The organism is Mixta mediterraneensis (assembly GCF_030283135.1).
Lineage (GTDB): Bacteria > Pseudomonadota > Gammaproteobacteria > Enterobacterales > Enterobacteriaceae > Pantoea > Pantoea mediterraneensis.
Map to the genome: position 1 here is coordinate 1 of NZ_JASUAZ010000005.1, position 14,896 is coordinate 14,896.

14 protein-coding genes and 1 pseudogene are annotated in these 14,896 nt (G+C 52.8%); 12 read left to right on the forward strand and 3 right to left on the reverse strand.

The features are described 5' to 3' along the window. Positions 1 to 100 precede the first annotated feature (100 nt). From dnaA to QRY16_RS05235, 10 genes are all read left to right on the forward strand, one after another. A complete protein-coding gene (gene dnaA / locus QRY16_RS05190) occupies positions 101 to 1,507 on the forward strand; it encodes a chromosomal replication initiator protein DnaA (RefSeq protein ID WP_193406678.1) in 1,407 nt (468 codons plus the stop codon). 4 nt (positions 1,508 to 1,511) lie between these two features. Continuing rightward, complete coding sequence (dnaN, locus tag QRY16_RS05195) at positions 1,512 to 2,612, forward strand: DNA polymerase III subunit beta (RefSeq protein WP_289775871.1); 1,101 nt, start codon at positions 1,512 to 1,514, stop codon at positions 2,610 to 2,612. Positions 2,613 to 2,780: 168 nt separating this feature from the next. Continuing rightward, positions 2,781 to 3,866, forward strand: a complete 1,086-nt coding sequence (gene recF / locus QRY16_RS05200) for a DNA replication/repair protein RecF (protein WP_289775872.1) — start codon at positions 2,781 to 2,783, stop codon at positions 3,864 to 3,866. 17 nt (positions 3,867 to 3,883) lie between these two features. Next, positions 3,884 to 6,292 (forward strand): DNA topoisomerase (ATP-hydrolyzing) subunit B, encoded by a 2,409-nt coding sequence (gene gyrB, locus QRY16_RS05205; protein WP_289775873.1) that lies wholly within the window; start codon positions 3,884 to 3,886, stop codon positions 6,290 to 6,292. A gap of 247 nt (positions 6,293 to 6,539) precedes the next feature. Then, on the forward strand, positions 6,540 to 7,346 hold the full coding sequence (gene yidA, locus QRY16_RS05210; protein WP_289775874.1) for a sugar-phosphatase: 807 nt from the start codon (positions 6,540 to 6,542) through the stop codon (positions 7,344 to 7,346). A 155-nt stretch (positions 7,347 to 7,501) separates the two neighbouring features. After that, the gene (locus QRY16_RS05215) at positions 7,502 to 8,191 is read left to right on the forward strand and encodes a FadR/GntR family transcriptional regulator (protein ID WP_193406709.1); all 690 of its coding nucleotides are present in this window, start codon (positions 7,502 to 7,504) and stop codon (positions 8,189 to 8,191) included. Further along, on the forward strand, positions 8,185 to 9,063 hold the full coding sequence (locus QRY16_RS05220; protein ID WP_289775956.1) for a 2-dehydro-3-deoxygalactonokinase: 879 nt from the start codon (positions 8,185 to 8,187) through the stop codon (positions 9,061 to 9,063). The genes QRY16_RS05215 and QRY16_RS05220 overlap by 7 nt, the downstream gene beginning before the upstream one ends. Continuing rightward, positions 9,047 to 9,664 (forward strand): 2-dehydro-3-deoxy-6-phosphogalactonate aldolase, encoded by a 618-nt coding sequence (locus QRY16_RS05225; RefSeq protein ID WP_289775875.1) that lies wholly within the window; start codon positions 9,047 to 9,049, stop codon positions 9,662 to 9,664. The genes QRY16_RS05220 and QRY16_RS05225 overlap by 17 nt, the downstream gene beginning before the upstream one ends. Further along, positions 9,661 to 10,809 (forward strand): galactonate dehydratase, encoded by a 1,149-nt coding sequence (gene dgoD / locus QRY16_RS05230; RefSeq protein WP_289775876.1) that lies wholly within the window; start codon positions 9,661 to 9,663, stop codon positions 10,807 to 10,809. The genes QRY16_RS05225 and dgoD overlap by 4 nt, the downstream gene beginning before the upstream one ends. Positions 10,810 to 11,069: 260 nt before the next feature. After that, complete coding sequence (locus QRY16_RS05235; protein ID WP_289775877.1) at positions 11,070 to 11,843, forward strand: MFS transporter; 774 nt, start codon at positions 11,070 to 11,072, stop codon at positions 11,841 to 11,843. A gap of 75 nt (positions 11,844 to 11,918) precedes the next feature. Here QRY16_RS05235 and QRY16_RS05240 read toward each other — a convergent pair whose 3' ends face one another. Beyond that, on the reverse strand, positions 11,919 to 12,500 hold the full coding sequence (locus QRY16_RS05240; RefSeq protein ID WP_289775878.1) for a recombinase family protein: 582 nt from the start codon (positions 12,498 to 12,500) through the stop codon (positions 11,919 to 11,921). 49 nt (positions 12,501 to 12,549) lie between these two features. Here QRY16_RS05240 and QRY16_RS05245 point away from each other — a divergent pair, with 49 nt between their 5' ends. Together QRY16_RS05245 and QRY16_RS05250 are read left to right on the forward strand one after the other, a co-directional pair. Then, on the forward strand, positions 12,550 to 13,035 hold the full coding sequence (locus QRY16_RS05245) for a phage tail protein (protein WP_289775957.1): 486 nt from the start codon (positions 12,550 to 12,552) through the stop codon (positions 13,033 to 13,035). Next, positions 13,035 to 13,634 (forward strand): tail fiber assembly protein, encoded by a 600-nt coding sequence (locus tag QRY16_RS05250; protein ID WP_289775879.1) that lies wholly within the window; start codon positions 13,035 to 13,037, stop codon positions 13,632 to 13,634. The genes QRY16_RS05245 and QRY16_RS05250 overlap by 1 nt, the downstream gene beginning before the upstream one ends. Here QRY16_RS05250 and QRY16_RS05255 read toward each other — a convergent pair. Continuing rightward, the gene (locus QRY16_RS05255) at positions 13,606 to 14,052 is read right to left on the reverse strand and encodes a tail fiber assembly protein (protein ID WP_419776111.1); all 447 of its coding nucleotides are present in this window, start codon (positions 14,050 to 14,052) and stop codon (positions 13,606 to 13,608) included. The two genes, QRY16_RS05250 and QRY16_RS05255, sit on opposite strands and share 29 nt — an antisense overlap. Positions 14,053 to 14,372: 320 nt before the next feature. Then, a pseudogene (locus tag QRY16_RS05260) lies at positions 14,373 to 14,894 on the reverse strand (phage tail protein); the annotation flags it as partial. Between the last annotated feature and the right edge of the window lie 2 nt (positions 14,895 to 14,896).

Consider the following 14,896-nt stretch of genomic DNA (forward strand, 5'->3'; position numbering starts at 1 on the left):
GATAGCGGTCGCAGACGCTTTCTTTCGTCTGTGTCAAATATGAACGTTTCTTAGTCTAGCGCCTACTATTCTTATCGAATTTGTACGAGTGGAGTCCGCCGTGTCACTTACGCTTTGGCAACAGTGTCTTGCCCGTTTGCAGGATGAGCTTCCCGCCACCGAATTCAGCATGTGGATTCGTCCGCTGCAGGCTGAGTTAAACGACAATACGCTTGCCTTGTATGCTCCAAATCGCTTCGTACTCGACTGGGTTCGGGATAAATACCTTAACAGCATCAATGCCTTACTAAACGAATTTTGTGGGCCAGATGTGCCTTTACTGCGTTTTGAAGTGGGCACACGTCCGGTTCAACACCCCGCAGCCATCAGCCAGCCTGTTATGGCCAGCGTGAGCACACCTGCTGCGCCTGTGCAGAGTCGTCCGGCACCGACACAAATTCTGCGTCCAAGCTGGGATAACGTCCCTGCTCCTGCCGACGTTACTTATCGGTCTAATGTGAATAACCGCCATAACTTCGACAACTTTGTCGAAGGTAAATCTAACCAGCTGGCGCGCGCGGCGGCACGCCAGGTGGCAGATAACCCAGGCGGGGCCTATAACCCCCTGTTCCTTTATGGCGGAACCGGTTTAGGTAAAACGCACCTGCTGCATGCTGTCGGCAACGGCATCATCGCGCGTAAGCCAAATGCGAAAGTGGTTTACATGCATTCCGAACGTTTTGTGCAGGACATGGTAAAAGCGTTGCAAAACAACGCCATTGAAGAGTTTAAGCGCTACTACCGCTCGGTTGACGCATTGCTTATTGATGACATCCAGTTCTTTGCCAATAAAGAACGTTCCCAGGAAGAGTTTTTCCATACCTTTAATGCATTATTAGAAGGCAATCAGCAGATCATCCTGACGTCAGATCGTTATCCTAAAGAGATCAACGGGGTTGAGGATCGCCTGAAATCGCGCTTTGGCTGGGGATTAACGGTCGCGATCGAGCCACCGGAGCTGGAAACGCGGGTGGCGATCCTGATGAAAAAAGCCGACGAAAACGATATTCGCCTGCCGGGTGAAGTGGCCTTTTTTATCGCTAAACGTTTGCGCTCAAACGTCCGTGAGCTGGAGGGCGCGCTGAATCGGGTCATTGCCAACGCCAATTTTACCGGCCGCGCCATTACTATCGATTTCGTGCGCGAAGCTTTGCGTGATTTGCTGGCGTTGCAGGAAAAGCTGGTCACCATCGATAATATTCAAAAGACGGTTGCTGAGTACTACAAAATCAAGGTTGCGGACCTGCTGTCTAAACGCCGTTCACGCTCAGTCGCGCGCCCACGCCAGATGGCAATGGCGATGGCGAAAGAGCTGACTAACCACAGCTTACCGGAAATCGGCGATGCGTTTGGTGGTCGCGACCATACCACGGTGCTTCATGCCTGCCGCAAGATTGAGCAACTGCGTGAAGAGAGCCACGATATTAAAGAAGATTTCTCTAATCTCATCAGAACATTATCTTCCTGACGCTATGAAATTTATTGTTGAACGTGAGCATTTACTAAAGCCGCTGCAACAAGTCAGCGGCCCGCTAGGAGGTCGCCCGACGCTGCCGATCCTTGGAAATCTGCTGATGCAGGTTAATGAAGGATCGTTATTGCTGACCGGCACCGATTTAGAAATGGAAATGGTGGCGCGCGTAGCATTGACGCAAGCGCATGAGCCGGGTGCCACCACCGTTCCGGCGCGGAAATTCCTCGACATCTGTCGTGGTTTACCGGAAGGCGCGGAAATTAACGTCACGCTGGAAGGCGATCGCATGTTAGTGCGTTCGGGCCGTAGCCGCTTTTCGCTATCGACTCTGCCAGCCAGCGATTTCCCGAATCTGGATGACTGGCAAAGCGAAGTGGAGTTTACGCTGCCACAGGCCACGCTGAAACGCCTGATCGAAGCGACGCAGTTCTCAATGGCGCATCAGGATGTGCGTTATTACCTCAACGGCATGATGTTTGAAACCGAAGGTGAAGAGCTGCGCACCGTTGCAACTGATGGTCACCGTTTAGCCGTTTGCTCTATGCCTGTTGGACAGGCTTTACCGAGCCATTCGGTGATTGTGCCACGTAAAGGCGTTATTGAATTGCTCCGTCTGCTGGACGGGGGAGAAACGCCGCTACAGGTGCAGATTGGGAGCAGCAATATTCGCGCCCACGTTGGTGAATTTATTTTCACCTCAAAACTGGTTGATGGTCGTTTCCCTGATTATCGCCGCGTATTGCCAAAGAACCCCGACAAAATACTGGAAGCGGGTTGTGACGTGTTAAAGCAAGCCTTTGCCCGTGCGGCCATTCTCTCTAATGAGAAGTTCCGCGGTGTGCGTCTGTATATCACTGAAAACCAGTTGAAAATTACGGCGAACAATCCTGAACAGGAAGAAGCCGAAGAGATGCTGGACGTCTCCTACAATGGTAGCGAACTGGAAATTGGCTTTAACGTCAGTTATGTGCTGGATGTGCTCAACGCGCTGAAGTGCGAAAATGTCCGTTTGCTGCTGACTGATTCCGTATCCAGCGTGCAGATCGAAGACGTCGCCAGCCCGGCAGCGGCCTATGTCGTGATGCCAATGCGGTTGTAGAAAATATCGGCCTGGCTTACTTGCCAGTCTGGCCCCGGGCAGTGCTCGTCCCTGGTCACATACTTCAGTATGCTCCCAGGTTCTGCGCGCTGGCCGTAACCAGACTGGCTGCGCCGCCGGGCCTAGATTGCAAATGTTAGGTAAAATCCCCTTCAAGCTGGATTCAATATGGCTTTAACCCGCCTCCTGATTAAAGATTTTCGCAACATTGAACAGGTTGATTTAGCGCTCGCGCCGGGATTTAACTTTCTGGTCGGTGCCAACGGCAGCGGGAAAACCAGCGTGCTGGAAGCGATTTATACCCTCGGACATGGCCGCGCCTTTCGCAGTCTGCAAGCCGGGCGCGTCATTCGCCACGACCAGGCTGCGTTTATTCTGCATGGTCGCCTGGAAGGTAAAGAGCGTGAGTTATCGGTGGGATTGACCAAAAACCGCGCCGGGGAAAGTAAGGTGCGCATTGATGGCAGCGACGGGCATAAAGCCGCTGAACTCGCGCAGCTGCTGCCGATGCAACTTATTACGCCCGAGGGCTTTACTTTACTCAACGGCGGCCCCAAATACCGTAGAGCCTACATTGACTGGGGCTGCTTCCATAACACACCCGGCTTTTTTACTGCCTGGAGTAATCTGCGGCGATTGTTAAAGCAGCGCAATGCCGCATTGCGTCAGGTATCGCGTTACAGCCAGATCCGACCCTGGGACCAGGAACTGGTGCCACTGGCCGAACAAATCAGCCAGTGGCGAGCAGATTACAGCGCGGCGATTTCCGCTGAGATTACCGCCACCTGCGGTCAGTTTTTACCGGAATTTGAATTAGCCTTCTCATTCCAGCGCGGCTGGGACAAAGAGAGCGATTACGGCGAGCTGCTGGAACGCAATTTCGAGCGCGATCGCGCCTTAACTTACACCGCCAGCGGCCCGCACAAAGCAGATTTTCGCATTCGTGCTGAAGGGACGCCGGTAGAAGATTTACTCTCACGCGGCCAGTTAAAACTGCTGATGTGTGCATTACGTCTGGCGCAGGGCGAGTTCCTGACGTGCCAGAGCGGACGCCGCTGTCTTTACCTGATTGACGACTTTGCTTCTGAGCTGGATGACAGCCGCCGCCGCCTGTTAGCGGAGCGGTTAAAAGCCACACAGGCGCAAGTATTTGTCAGCGCCATTTCTGCCGATCATGTAATCGACATGACTGACGAAAAGGGCAAGATGTTCCGCGTGGAACAAGGTAAAATAGCGGTTCAACCTGAAGATTAAATGAGCGAGAAACGTTGATGTCGAATTCTTATGACTCCTCAAGTATTAAAGTCCTGAAAGGGCTTGATGCGGTACGCAAGCGCCCGGGTATGTATATCGGCGATACGGATGACGGCACCGGTCTGCATCACATGGTATTCGAGGTCGTGGATAACGCAATCGACGAAGCGCTCGCCGGTCACTGTAGTGACATTATCGTGACCATTCATGCGGATAATTCCGTATCCGTACAAGATGATGGACGCGGTATTCCAACCGGCATTCACGAAGAAGAAGGTGTCTCTGCCGCTGAAGTTATCATGACGGTGCTGCATGCGGGCGGTAAGTTCGACGATAACTCTTATAAAGTTTCTGGCGGCCTGCACGGCGTGGGCGTTTCCGTCGTTAACGCCCTGTCAGAAAAGCTGGAGCTGACCATTCGCCGCGAAGGCAAAGTGCATCAGCAGATTTATCAGCATGGTGTGCCGCAGGCTCCGCTGACGGTTACTGGTGATACTGAAGCAACCGGTACGCGCGTGCGCTTCTGGCCGAGCCATCAAACCTTTACGAACGTCACCGATTTTGAATACGAGATTCTGGCGAAGCGCCTGCGGGAACTGTCATTCCTCAACTCAGGGGTGTCGATTCGTCTGGAAGACAAACGCGATGCGAAAAGCGACCATTTCCACTATGAAGGTGGCATCAAGGCGTTTGTTGAATACCTGAATAAAAACAAAACCCCGATTCACCCCACGGTGTTCTACTTCTCCACCGAAAAAGACGGCATCGGTGTTGAAGTGGCGTTGCAGTGGAACGATGGTTTCCAGGAAAACATTTACTGCTTTACTAACAACATTCCACAGCGTGACGGCGGTACGCACCTGGCGGGCTTCCGCGCAGCGATGACACGTACTCTGAATGCCTATATGGATAAAGAGGGCTACAGCAAAAAAGCCAAAGTCAGCGCTACTGGTGATGATGCGCGTGAAGGCCTGATTGCTGTAGTTTCGGTTAAAGTACCGGATCCAAAGTTCTCCTCGCAGACCAAAGACAAACTGGTTTCGTCCGAAGTGAAATCAGCCGTTGAGCAGCAGATGAACGAACTGCTGGCGGAATACCTGCTGGAAAACCCAGGCGACGCGAAAATTGTGGTAGGCAAAATCATCGATGCCGCACGGGCTCGCGAAGCAGCGCGTCGTGCGCGTGAGATGACTCGCCGTAAAGGCGCGCTGGATCTGGCGGGTCTGCCAGGCAAACTGGCAGATTGTCAGGAGCGCGACCCGGCGTTATCAGAAATTTACCTGGTGGAGGGGGACTCCGCAGGCGGCTCGGCTAAACAGGGTCGTAATCGTAAAAACCAGGCCATCCTGCCGCTGAAGGGAAAAATCCTTAATGTTGAGAAAGCGCGCTTTGATAAAATGCTCTCCTCACAGGAAGTCGCAACGCTGATCACCGCGCTGGGTTGCGGCATTGGTCGTGATGAATACAACCCGGATAAACTGCGCTATCACAGCATTATCATCATGACCGATGCTGACGTGGACGGCTCACACATCCGTACCCTGCTGTTGACCTTCTTCTATCGTCAGATGCCGGAAATTGTCGAACGGGGTCACGTCTATATTGCGCAGCCGCCTTTGTACAAAGTGAAAAAAGGCAAGCAAGAGCAATACATCAAAGATGACGAAGCAATGGATCAATATCAAATTGCGATTGCTCTTGATGGCGCAACGCTGCACACCAATGCCAGCGCGCCGGCATTAGGCGGCGAACAGCTGGAAACGCTGGTGGCTGATTTCAACAGCACGCAGAAGATGATCAAACGTATGGAGCGCCGTTATCCGATCGCGCTCTTGCGTGCGCTGATTTATCACCCAACGCTGAGCGATTTGAATAACGAAGCTGACGTCACAGACTGGTTGAATAGTCTGGTTTCTTATCTGACCGAACGTGAAGCGCACGGGAGCACGTACTTTGCGAAGGTTCGCGAAAACCGTGAGCTTAACCTGTTTGAGCCGATTTTACGCGTCCGTACTCACGGCGTTGATACTGATTATCCGCTGGATGCTGAATTCATTCAGGGGCCGGAATACCATAAAATCTGCAACCTGGGCGATAAATTGCGTGGGTTGCTGGAAGAAGATGCGTTTATTGAACGTGGCGAACGTCGTCAACCGGTTGCCAGCTTCGAACAGGCGATTGAGTGGCTGGTGAAAGAGTCGCGTCGCGGCTTATCCGTGCAGCGCTATAAAGGTCTGGGCGAAATGAACCCAGAACAGCTGTGGGAAACCACCATGGATCCAGACAGCCGCCGTATGCTGCGCGTGACCATCAAGGATGCGATTGCTGCCGATCAGCTGTTCACGACGTTGATGGGCGATGCGGTTGAACCACGCCGCGCCTTCATTGAAGAGAACGCGCTGAAAGCGGCGAACATTGATATTTAATCGCTGATATTCAGTGAAATCACAAAACCCTTCTTTCATCAGAAGGGTTTTTTTATGTCCGCCATAACCGTTAACGCCCAACAGGCTGGGATAGCTATAACGGCTTTTTCAGGTCAGACAGCAATGAGGCTGAGCCTTGTCTGATCTGAAAACCGATTGATAAAGGTGTCGATAAACTGGTCAATGTGAGCTGAATCGCGCTAGCATTGGAACAAATGGAACCAACCCTGAGCCCTGCGAGGACGTTATGGCAATTAAACTGATAGCGATTGATATGGATGGCACGCTGCTCAACCCGCAGCATTTGATTACACCGGGCGTAAAATCTGCGATTGATCGTGCGCGTCAAAAAGGCGTGTCGATTGTGCTCGCAACCGGTCGACCCTTTGTTGGCGTGCAGCGTTATTTGATGGAGCTGGATCTTCAGGCGGGTCAATATTGCATCAGCAATAACGGTGCGCTCGTGCAGCGTGCAGAAGATGGCGAATGCGTGGCAGAAGTGACGTTAGCCTTTGAGGATTATCTCTACATTGAGCAGCTGGCACGCAAGCTGGGCGTGCATTTCCAGGCGTTCGATAAATCGCATCTCTACACGCCAAATAAAAATATCAGCGAATATACCATCCATGAAGCCAGCCTGACCGGCATTCCGGTGCGTTATCGCTCGGTGGAAGAAATGGATCGCGAAATGCGTTTTCCTAAGTTGATGATGGTTGATAAAGCAGATCTGCTGGATGCTGCTGTAAAACGCTTACCCGCCTACGCGAAAGAGACCTATACCGTCCTGAAAAGCGCACCGTACTATCTCGAAATTCTCGATCGCCGCGTTAATAAAGGCCAGGGCGTAAAAATGCTGGCGGAAAAACTTGGCCTGAGGCCGGACGAAGTGATGGCAATTGGCGATCAGGAAAATGATCTGGCCATGATCGAATATGCGAGCACTGGCGTGGCAATGGGTAACGCCATTGAGTCGGTTAAAAACATCGCGCAGTTCGTGACGAAAACAAATATGGAAGATGGCGTGGCCCACGCTATTGAAGAACTAGTGCTTTAACTTTTCGGCGGCTCGCCGCCGCTCTCACTCTTCTTAAACGCGTCGCAAGCTGTCGATTGTCTGTTTTGTGATCAGGATTGTAGTACAAAGCCGTTTGGTAGTACTACAATTTTCCTGTGCATTTGCCGGGCAAAGGACAGACGAACATGGAACAGCTGGACGTAAGCAAAACCGATCGCATTCTTTTCACGCTAGGCGAAGAAATTGTCTCTGGCCAGTTTGCGCCTGGCCAGGCCTTGCCTGCTGAAAGCGAGTTATGCGAACGCTTTACCACTTCCCGCAACATTATCCGCGAGGTGTATCGCTCGTTAACCGCTAAACGGTTAATTGAGATTAAACGCTATCGCGGCGCGTTCGTTACGCCTCATCAACAGTGGAATTTTCTCGACAGCGACATACTGCAATGGTCGTTAAAACATAACCACGATCCGCAATTAATTGCAGCGATGAATGACGTGCGCGTACTGGTGGAACCGCAACTGGCTCGCTGGTCGGCGGAACGCGCAACCTCGCAAGATTTAGCCAATATCGAGAACGCTCTTAACGACATGATCGCGCATCATCATGATCGGCAGGCCTTTAACGATGCGGATATGCGCTACCACGAGGCGTTATTAAGCTCGGTTCATAATCCGGTCTTACAGCAGCTTAGCACCGCTATCGTTCAGCTACAGAAAGCGGTTTTTGAACGCACTTATCGACTCGATCGTGGCGACATGCCGCAAACGCTGCGCGAACATCAGACGCTGTTTGAGGCTATTCGCCATCAGGATGCGGATGCAGCCGAAGCGGCGGCCCGAACCATGATTGCCAGCTCGACCCAACGTTTGAAGGAGATATCGTGAGCAGCTATATCGCTATCGACTGGGGTTCCACCAACCTGCGTGCGTGGTTTTACCGCGACGGAGAATGCCAGCAAACGCGCCGCTCAGAAGCAGGCGTCACGCGATTAAACGGGCGCAGCCATCAACAGATCTTTGACGACATTACACAAGGCTGGCCCGTTGGTGAATTACCGGTGGTGATGGCAGGCATGGTCGGCAGCAATGCCGGTTGGATACCCGCGCCCTACCTTTCCTGCCCGCTGATGCTTGAATCTATCGCTACGCAACTCACCCATGTTGGTGAAAAACGCTGGATTGTGCCGGGGTTAAGTATTAATCGCAGCGACAACCACAACGTAATACGCGGCGAGGAAACTCAGCTGCTGGGCGCCCAAACATTAGCCCCCGCAGCGGTTACCGTCATGCCCGGAACCCATGCTAAATGGGTCGTCAGCGAAGGCGATTATATTGTTGATTTTCGTACCGTTATGACCGGCGAGCTGCATCACTTATTACTTAAGCAATCGCTTATTGGCAACGGTTTGCCCGAACAGCATCAGGACGCGCAGGCCTTTCAGCGCGGGCTGGAAACCGGCATCAACGACACGTCAATTCTGCCACGGCTGTTTGAAGTTCGTGCGCAGCATCTGCTGGGCGCGCTATCACGTGAATCTGTCAGTGATTTCCTTTCTGGGCTGCTCATTGGACATGAAGTTTCCAGCCAGCAGCGTCAGTTAGCGCTGGCCGGACCGGTGACGCTGGTTGCCAGTCCTCAACTGGCCCAGCGCTATCAACAAGCCTTCACCATGATTGACACCCCGACGCAATGGCTGGATGGCGATCGTGCCTTCCAGCAAGGAATCAGGAGAATTGCCGATGCACTTACCCATTAAATTACCGCTGATAGCCATCTTACGCGGCATTAAAGCAGAAGAAGCCGAAGCGCATATCGGTGCGTTGATTGAATGCGGTTTTGATGCTATTGAGATCCCCCTCAACTCCCCTGACTGGCAGCAGACCATTCCGCAGATGGTCAAACTGTTTGGCGATCGCGCATTGATTGGTGCGGGAACAGTGCTAAAAACGGCACAGGTTGATGAGCTGGCGGCTGGCGGCAGTCGTTTAATGGTGACCCCCAATACCGATGCAGCGGTGATTCAGCGGGCGGTGAAGCACAACATGTGGGTGGCCGCCGGTTGCGCCACTGCGACAGAGGCCTTCACCGCCTTAAATGCTGGCGCTCAGGCGCTGAAAATCTTCCCGGCCTCTGCATTTGGTCCCGCCTATATCAAAGCGATAAAAGCCGTGTTGCCGTCAGATGTGCCGGTTTTTGCTGTGGGTGGTGTTACGCCGCAGAACCTAGCGGAATATCTGGCGGTCGGCTGCGTGGGAGCCGGATTAGGTAGCGATCTGTATCGGGCCGGCCAGCCGCTGGCGCGCACGATTGAGAAAGCACACGCCTTTGTACAGGCTTATCAGGAGGCAATCCGATGAAAATAACTCAATTCACCACTTACCGTTTGCCGCCACGCTGGATGTTCCTGAAAATTGAAACCGATGAAGGCGTATGCGGCTGGGGAGAGCCGGTTATTGAGGGCCGCACCCGCAGCGTTGAAGCGGCGGTACATGAACTGGGCGAAGCCTTGATCGGTCAGGACCCGGCGCGTATCAACGATTTGTGGCAGGTGATGTACCGCGGCGGCTTCTATCGCGGTGGACCGGTTTTAATGAGCGCCATCGCCGGCATCGACCAGGCATTATGGGATATTAAAGGTAAAACGCTTGGCGTGCCGGTATGGCAGTTACTTGGCGGCCTGGTTCGCGACAAGATCAAAGCCTACAACTGGGTGGGCGGCGATCGTCCCGCCGATGTGATAGCCGGTATCGAAAAGCTGCGTGCTATGGGGATTGATACTTTCAAGCTCAATGGCTGTGAAGAGATGAGCCTGATCGACAGCAGCAGCAAAGTTGATGCCGCAGTGAATACCGTAGCGCAGATCCGCGAAGTCTTTGGCAATCAGATTGAATTTGGCCTGGATTTTCATGGACGCGTCAGCGCACCGATGGCAAAGCTACTGATCCATGAACTGGAGCCTTATCGTCCGCTATTTATTGAGGAACCGGTGCTGGCTGAGCAGGCGGAATATTACCCTCGCCTGGCAGCGCAAACTTATATTCCCATCGCGGCCGGCGAACGCATGTACTCACGCTTCGAGTTTAAACGCGTTCTTGAAGCGGGCGGGCTGGCTATCCTACAACCTGATTTATCGCATGCAGGCGGCATAACCGAATGCGTAAAAATTGCCGCGATGGCAGAAGCCTATGACGTTGGCCTTGCCCCCCACTGCCCGCTTGGCCCGCTGGCGCTGGCCGCTTGTCTGCACGTCGATTTTATTTCACATAATGCGATGTTCCAGGAACAGAGCATGGGCATTCACTATAATCAGGGCGCTGAACTGCTGGATTACGTGCTGAATAAAGATGACTTCGCCATGAACGGCGGAGCTTTCTCACCGCTGATGAAACCAGGCTTAGGCGTCGACATCAACGAAGCGCTGGTGATCGAGCGCAGCCGTAATGCACCGGACTGGCGCAACCCATTGTGGCGACACGCCGACGGCTCGGTCGCCGAATGGTAAGTTTCGTCATACTTCACGTTGCAGACGCGGTGGCAGCATTATTTAGCCTTCGTCTGGATCGCGCACCATAGAGGCCGCTGTTTTGTAGCCCGGAAAGAGGTGTGCTCGTGCTGGATATTTATCAGCATAAGCTTTCAGCGCGCGCTCAGGCCTGCTTTCTGCAACGCAGATTTATTGAGGAAATCCTATAAAAAAATACTTTTCTGATTCCGCAATATTGCGGGATCCGAACCCGTTTTACCCTACGTGAGGACATTCCGATGACAGAACATCTGCACCTCAGTACCGTTAAAAAAATGAATTTGCGCATCATGCCGTTCATCATGCTGCTCTACCTTGTTGCCTACATTGATCGCGCTAATATCTCGGTGGCAGCGCTACAGATGAATGCCGATTTAGCAATGTCAGCCGAAATGTATGGTATTGCCGCCGGGATTTTTTATGTCACCTACATTATCTTCGAAGTGCCAGGCAACGTGTTGTTGACGCGCGTTGGCGCCCGGCGCTGGATTGCCCGCATCATGGTGAGCTGGGGGATTATTGCCGCCGGTATAAGCCTGGTGCAGACCCCAACCCAGCTTTACGTGATGCGCTTTCTGCTCGGCGCAGCGGAAGCCGGTTTTACTCCCGGCATTATTTTTTATCTCTCCTGCTGGTATCCGCGTAGCGATCGCGCCCAGGCCATGTCGATGTTCTATATTGGCGCTGCGCTGGCCTCGGTGATTGGCCTGCCGCTTTCAGGCAGTCTGCTGAATATGCATGGCATACTGGGCGTAGAAGGCTGGCGCTGGCTGTTCCTGCTGGAAGGTATTCCCGCGTTTTTCCTCGGTATCGTGACCTGGTTTTATCTCGACGATTCTCCGGCGAAAGCGCGCTGGCTAACGACCGGGCAGCGAAACTGGCTGCAACAAACGATTGCTGCCGATGAGCAACATTCGGCAATTCACCATCACAACTGGTGCGTGGCGCTGAAAATCGGGCGCGTCTGGGCGCTGAGTTTGCTGTGGCTGTTGCAGGCGTTTGGCACCATCTGATGCGCCGCGCGATAAATGCGCCCATTTCCGTGAGATAAATGGCATCGCTGCGGCGTTTCAACATTTGCAAAAGAATTACAATCCTACCGCGTCATCGTTCCTCTGACCATCAACCGGAAAATAACGGTAGAGCGTCGATAACCCCACCCCGTAGATAATGGCCAGTTGCTGGCGGGTATGCCCCTTAGCCAATAGACGTCCAATCTGTTCCCGCTCATGAGGCTTTAATGCGTTGGGCCTTCCACCTATGCGTCCATGTGCTCTGGCTGCTTCCAACCCAGCCAGTGTACGTTCGACGATCAGCTCACGTTCCATCTCCGCCAGTGCTGACATCACATGGAAAAAGAAACGCCCCATGGCGGTGCTGGTATCAATACTGTCTGTTAAAGAGCGGAAGTGGGCACCACGTTCATGTAACTCCGTTATCAGTGCGATCAGGTTCTTAACGCTGCGCCCCAGTCTGTCCAGTTTCCACACGACTAGGGTATCCCCGCTATTAATGCACTTTAAAGCGCGTTTCAAACCAGGGCGGCTGGCAACTTTTCCGCTCATACGGTCTTCAAAAATGCGGTCACAGTTTGCGCTTATGAGGGCGTTACGCTGTAAATCGCTGTTCTGGTCGATTGTTGATACGCGGATATAACCAATGACGGCCATCAATTCTCCTCCTCTATGTCGCGGAGGGAGGATTTTTACAGATTTCGCTATGCGTAACTGCTTTTCCAAAAACCTTGGTTTAGGGGAAGGTTCTGCATTACCTGTCGGTGTGCCTGTTCCATGGCCGTCAGCAACGCCACCGACAGGGTGGCTAAAATGCAACGGAGCATCGTTTACGTCCTCCCAGTACCCTAAGCTGGCCCAGGCATATCCTGCGCTCAGACTGCCTGATTTGCGCGGGGAGTTTATCCGTGGCTGGGATGATGGGCGCGGGGTTGATTCAGGTCGAGTTTTGTTAAGTCCCGAGGGTGACGCTATTAGAAATATTATCGGCCAAATGAATGATGTGCGGTTTAACTCGTACCCCACAGGGAATGGGGTTTTTTCAGTGGCTGATATCGGGCCAGCCTCTGCTGATTCACTAGCCGGAGGATTTGCCAAAGCAGTTAGTTTTGATGCTTCAAGGGTTGTTCCTACCGCATCGGAAAACCGTCCGCGTAATATCGCATTTAATTACATCGTGAGGGCCGCATAATGGCAAAAGCAGAGTTAGACAAAAACCTTATTGCCATAGTGGCCGGTGATATCACCGTATTTAATTATGATGGCGAAACGCGAGAATATCTTTCTTCAACCGTTGAATATTTGGCTGTTGGCGTTGGCCTGCCAGCCAACTCCTGCACCGATGCGCCGGGTGAAAGCAAAGAGGGTTTTGCAATTTGCCGGACTGCGGACTTAATCGCATGGGAGTATCTCGCCGATCATCGCGGAGAAACCGTATACAGCACGAAGACAGGTGAGCGAGTCACGATTTCCCAGCCGGGTGATTATCCGAAAGATACGACTACACAAGCCCCTGCAACGCCGTACGATAAGTGGAGCGGTAGCGAGTGGGTGCCTGATGTAAAGGCGCAGCATGCTGCTGATGTGGCAGAGGCAGAGCGGCAGAAAAACGCATTGCTGACCTCAGCAACGGCGATAATCGCTCCGATGGCAGATGCTCAGGCTGGAGGCTACATCGACGATGCTGACGTGCCGCGCCTGGCCGAATGGCAGCGGTACCGATACAAGCTGACTAAAGTCGATACCAGTACCGCGCCTGACATTACTCTTCCACCGAAGCCGGAGGTGTAGGCCACTTGATATCTGGTGCGCTGTTCGTGTCTACCGCCTCAAGCGCATCCAGATAATCAAGCCACAAATTGTATTGCGCCAGTTCGTCCCCTTTCAGCCTACCAATCGCCGCCTTGCCGGGCCACTGCTTACTGTTCATGTAATCATTGGCTGAATCTATTCTTTTTTGCTTCTCCGCATCAGCAGCAGCAATCAGTTCTTCTCGTGTAGGCGGAGGAATATCAACCCATGCAGGACGGTTGTTTATTGCTCCCAGGCGTTTTCCCACGGGAGGTGCAACCATATAGAAAAGCAACATTTCTTCCTCTGTCATCTCTACAGCATCATCAGGAAATGTACCTCGCAAAATATAATCGCTCATGGCACGTGAATCATAAAACCCACATGTGCTGGCTGAAAAATAAATCACGTTTTTCATAGTTAGTACCCAAAGCAAAGTGCGGTGATGCTGTTATCTCCGCCTGAAAAGTTATAAATCTGTATCGCATTTAATCCCGCAGGCAGGTAAGTCGGGCTAACAGTTATGTCGCCTATGCCATCTTTCGGCGTCAGGACTGCACCAACAAACTGTGTTGGAAATGAAGTAGGAAGCTGAAACCTGTACCCTGCTGGGTCTGTTCCAGGACAAACGCACTCAACCGACTGCACATATATTCCCCCTGGTTGCCTGAACCATATTCCGTTAGCAGTTGCTCCTGCGGCGAAAAATGACATGTCTGGGATCTGATTCGCACCGTTGCCCACATCCCGCTTCGCCGCTTCTTTCAAACCAAGGTTTTTGACAAAGAGCGCCGGGTCAGGAATATCAGCGCCGTTCTGGTCTTTGGCCAGCTTCTCCGCCAGCTTGTTCAACACAGTGGTCGCAAAATTCGGATCGTTGCCGAGGGCATCAGCCAGCTCTTTGAGCGTATCCAGCGTCTCAGGGGCGCTGCCTGCAAGCGCCGCAAGTGCTTTGGCCACAAACTCCGTCGTCGCCAGCTTCTTGCTGTTATCGCTATTTGCAGGCGTAGGCGCTGTTGGTGTGCCGGTGAATGTCGGGCTGGCTTTCGGTGCGTACTGGGTATGCGGGTCTGCTGCCGCGATATGTTTCGCAAGGTCAGAACCGCCTTTTTCAACCTGTTACTTCAGGTACAGCGTGCGGCTGGCCAGTTGTTTACCCTGACGGTTAGAAATTCCGTCAGGCCCGCCCAGAACGGGGTCAGAGACCTCAATCTGGTAGATGCCTTCTTCCCACTGCGGGGTTTCAGGTAGGTTTGCCATAA

What these genes read in the sequence shown, in the direction of transcription:
- dnaN (WP_289775871.1), top strand. Translation starts at nt 1,512, where the DNA reads ATGAAATTTATTGTTGAACGTGAGCATTTACTAAAGCCGCTGCAACAA.
- recF (WP_289775872.1), top strand. Translation starts at nt 2,781, where the DNA reads ATGGCTTTAACCCGCCTCCTGATTAAAGATTTTCGCAACATTGAACAG.
- gyrB (WP_289775873.1), top strand. Translation starts at nt 3,884, where the DNA reads ATGTCGAATTCTTATGACTCCTCAAGTATTAAAGTCCTGAAAGGGCTT.
- yidA (WP_289775874.1), top strand. Translation starts at nt 6,540, where the DNA reads ATGGCAATTAAACTGATAGCGATTGATATGGATGGCACGCTGCTCAAC.
- QRY16_RS05225 (WP_289775875.1), top strand. Translation starts at nt 9,047, where the DNA reads ATGCACTTACCCATTAAATTACCGCTGATAGCCATCTTACGCGGCATT.
- dgoD (WP_289775876.1), top strand. Translation starts at nt 9,661, where the DNA reads ATGAAAATAACTCAATTCACCACTTACCGTTTGCCGCCACGCTGGATG.
- QRY16_RS05235 (WP_289775877.1), top strand. Translation starts at nt 11,070, where the DNA reads ATGACAGAACATCTGCACCTCAGTACCGTTAAAAAAATGAATTTGCGC.
- QRY16_RS05240 (WP_289775878.1), bottom strand. Translation starts at nt 12,500, where the DNA reads ATGGCCGTCATTGGTTATATCCGCGTATCAACAATCGACCAGAACAGC.
- QRY16_RS05245 (WP_289775957.1), top strand. Translation starts at nt 12,550, where the DNA reads ATGCGTAACTGCTTTTCCAAAAACCTTGGTTTAGGGGAAGGTTCTGCA.
- QRY16_RS05250 (WP_289775879.1), top strand. Translation starts at nt 13,035, where the DNA reads ATGGCAAAAGCAGAGTTAGACAAAAACCTTATTGCCATAGTGGCCGGT.
- QRY16_RS05255 (WP_419776111.1), bottom strand. Translation starts at nt 14,052, where the DNA reads ATGAAAAACGTGATTTATTTTTCAGCCAGCACATGTGGGTTTTATGAT.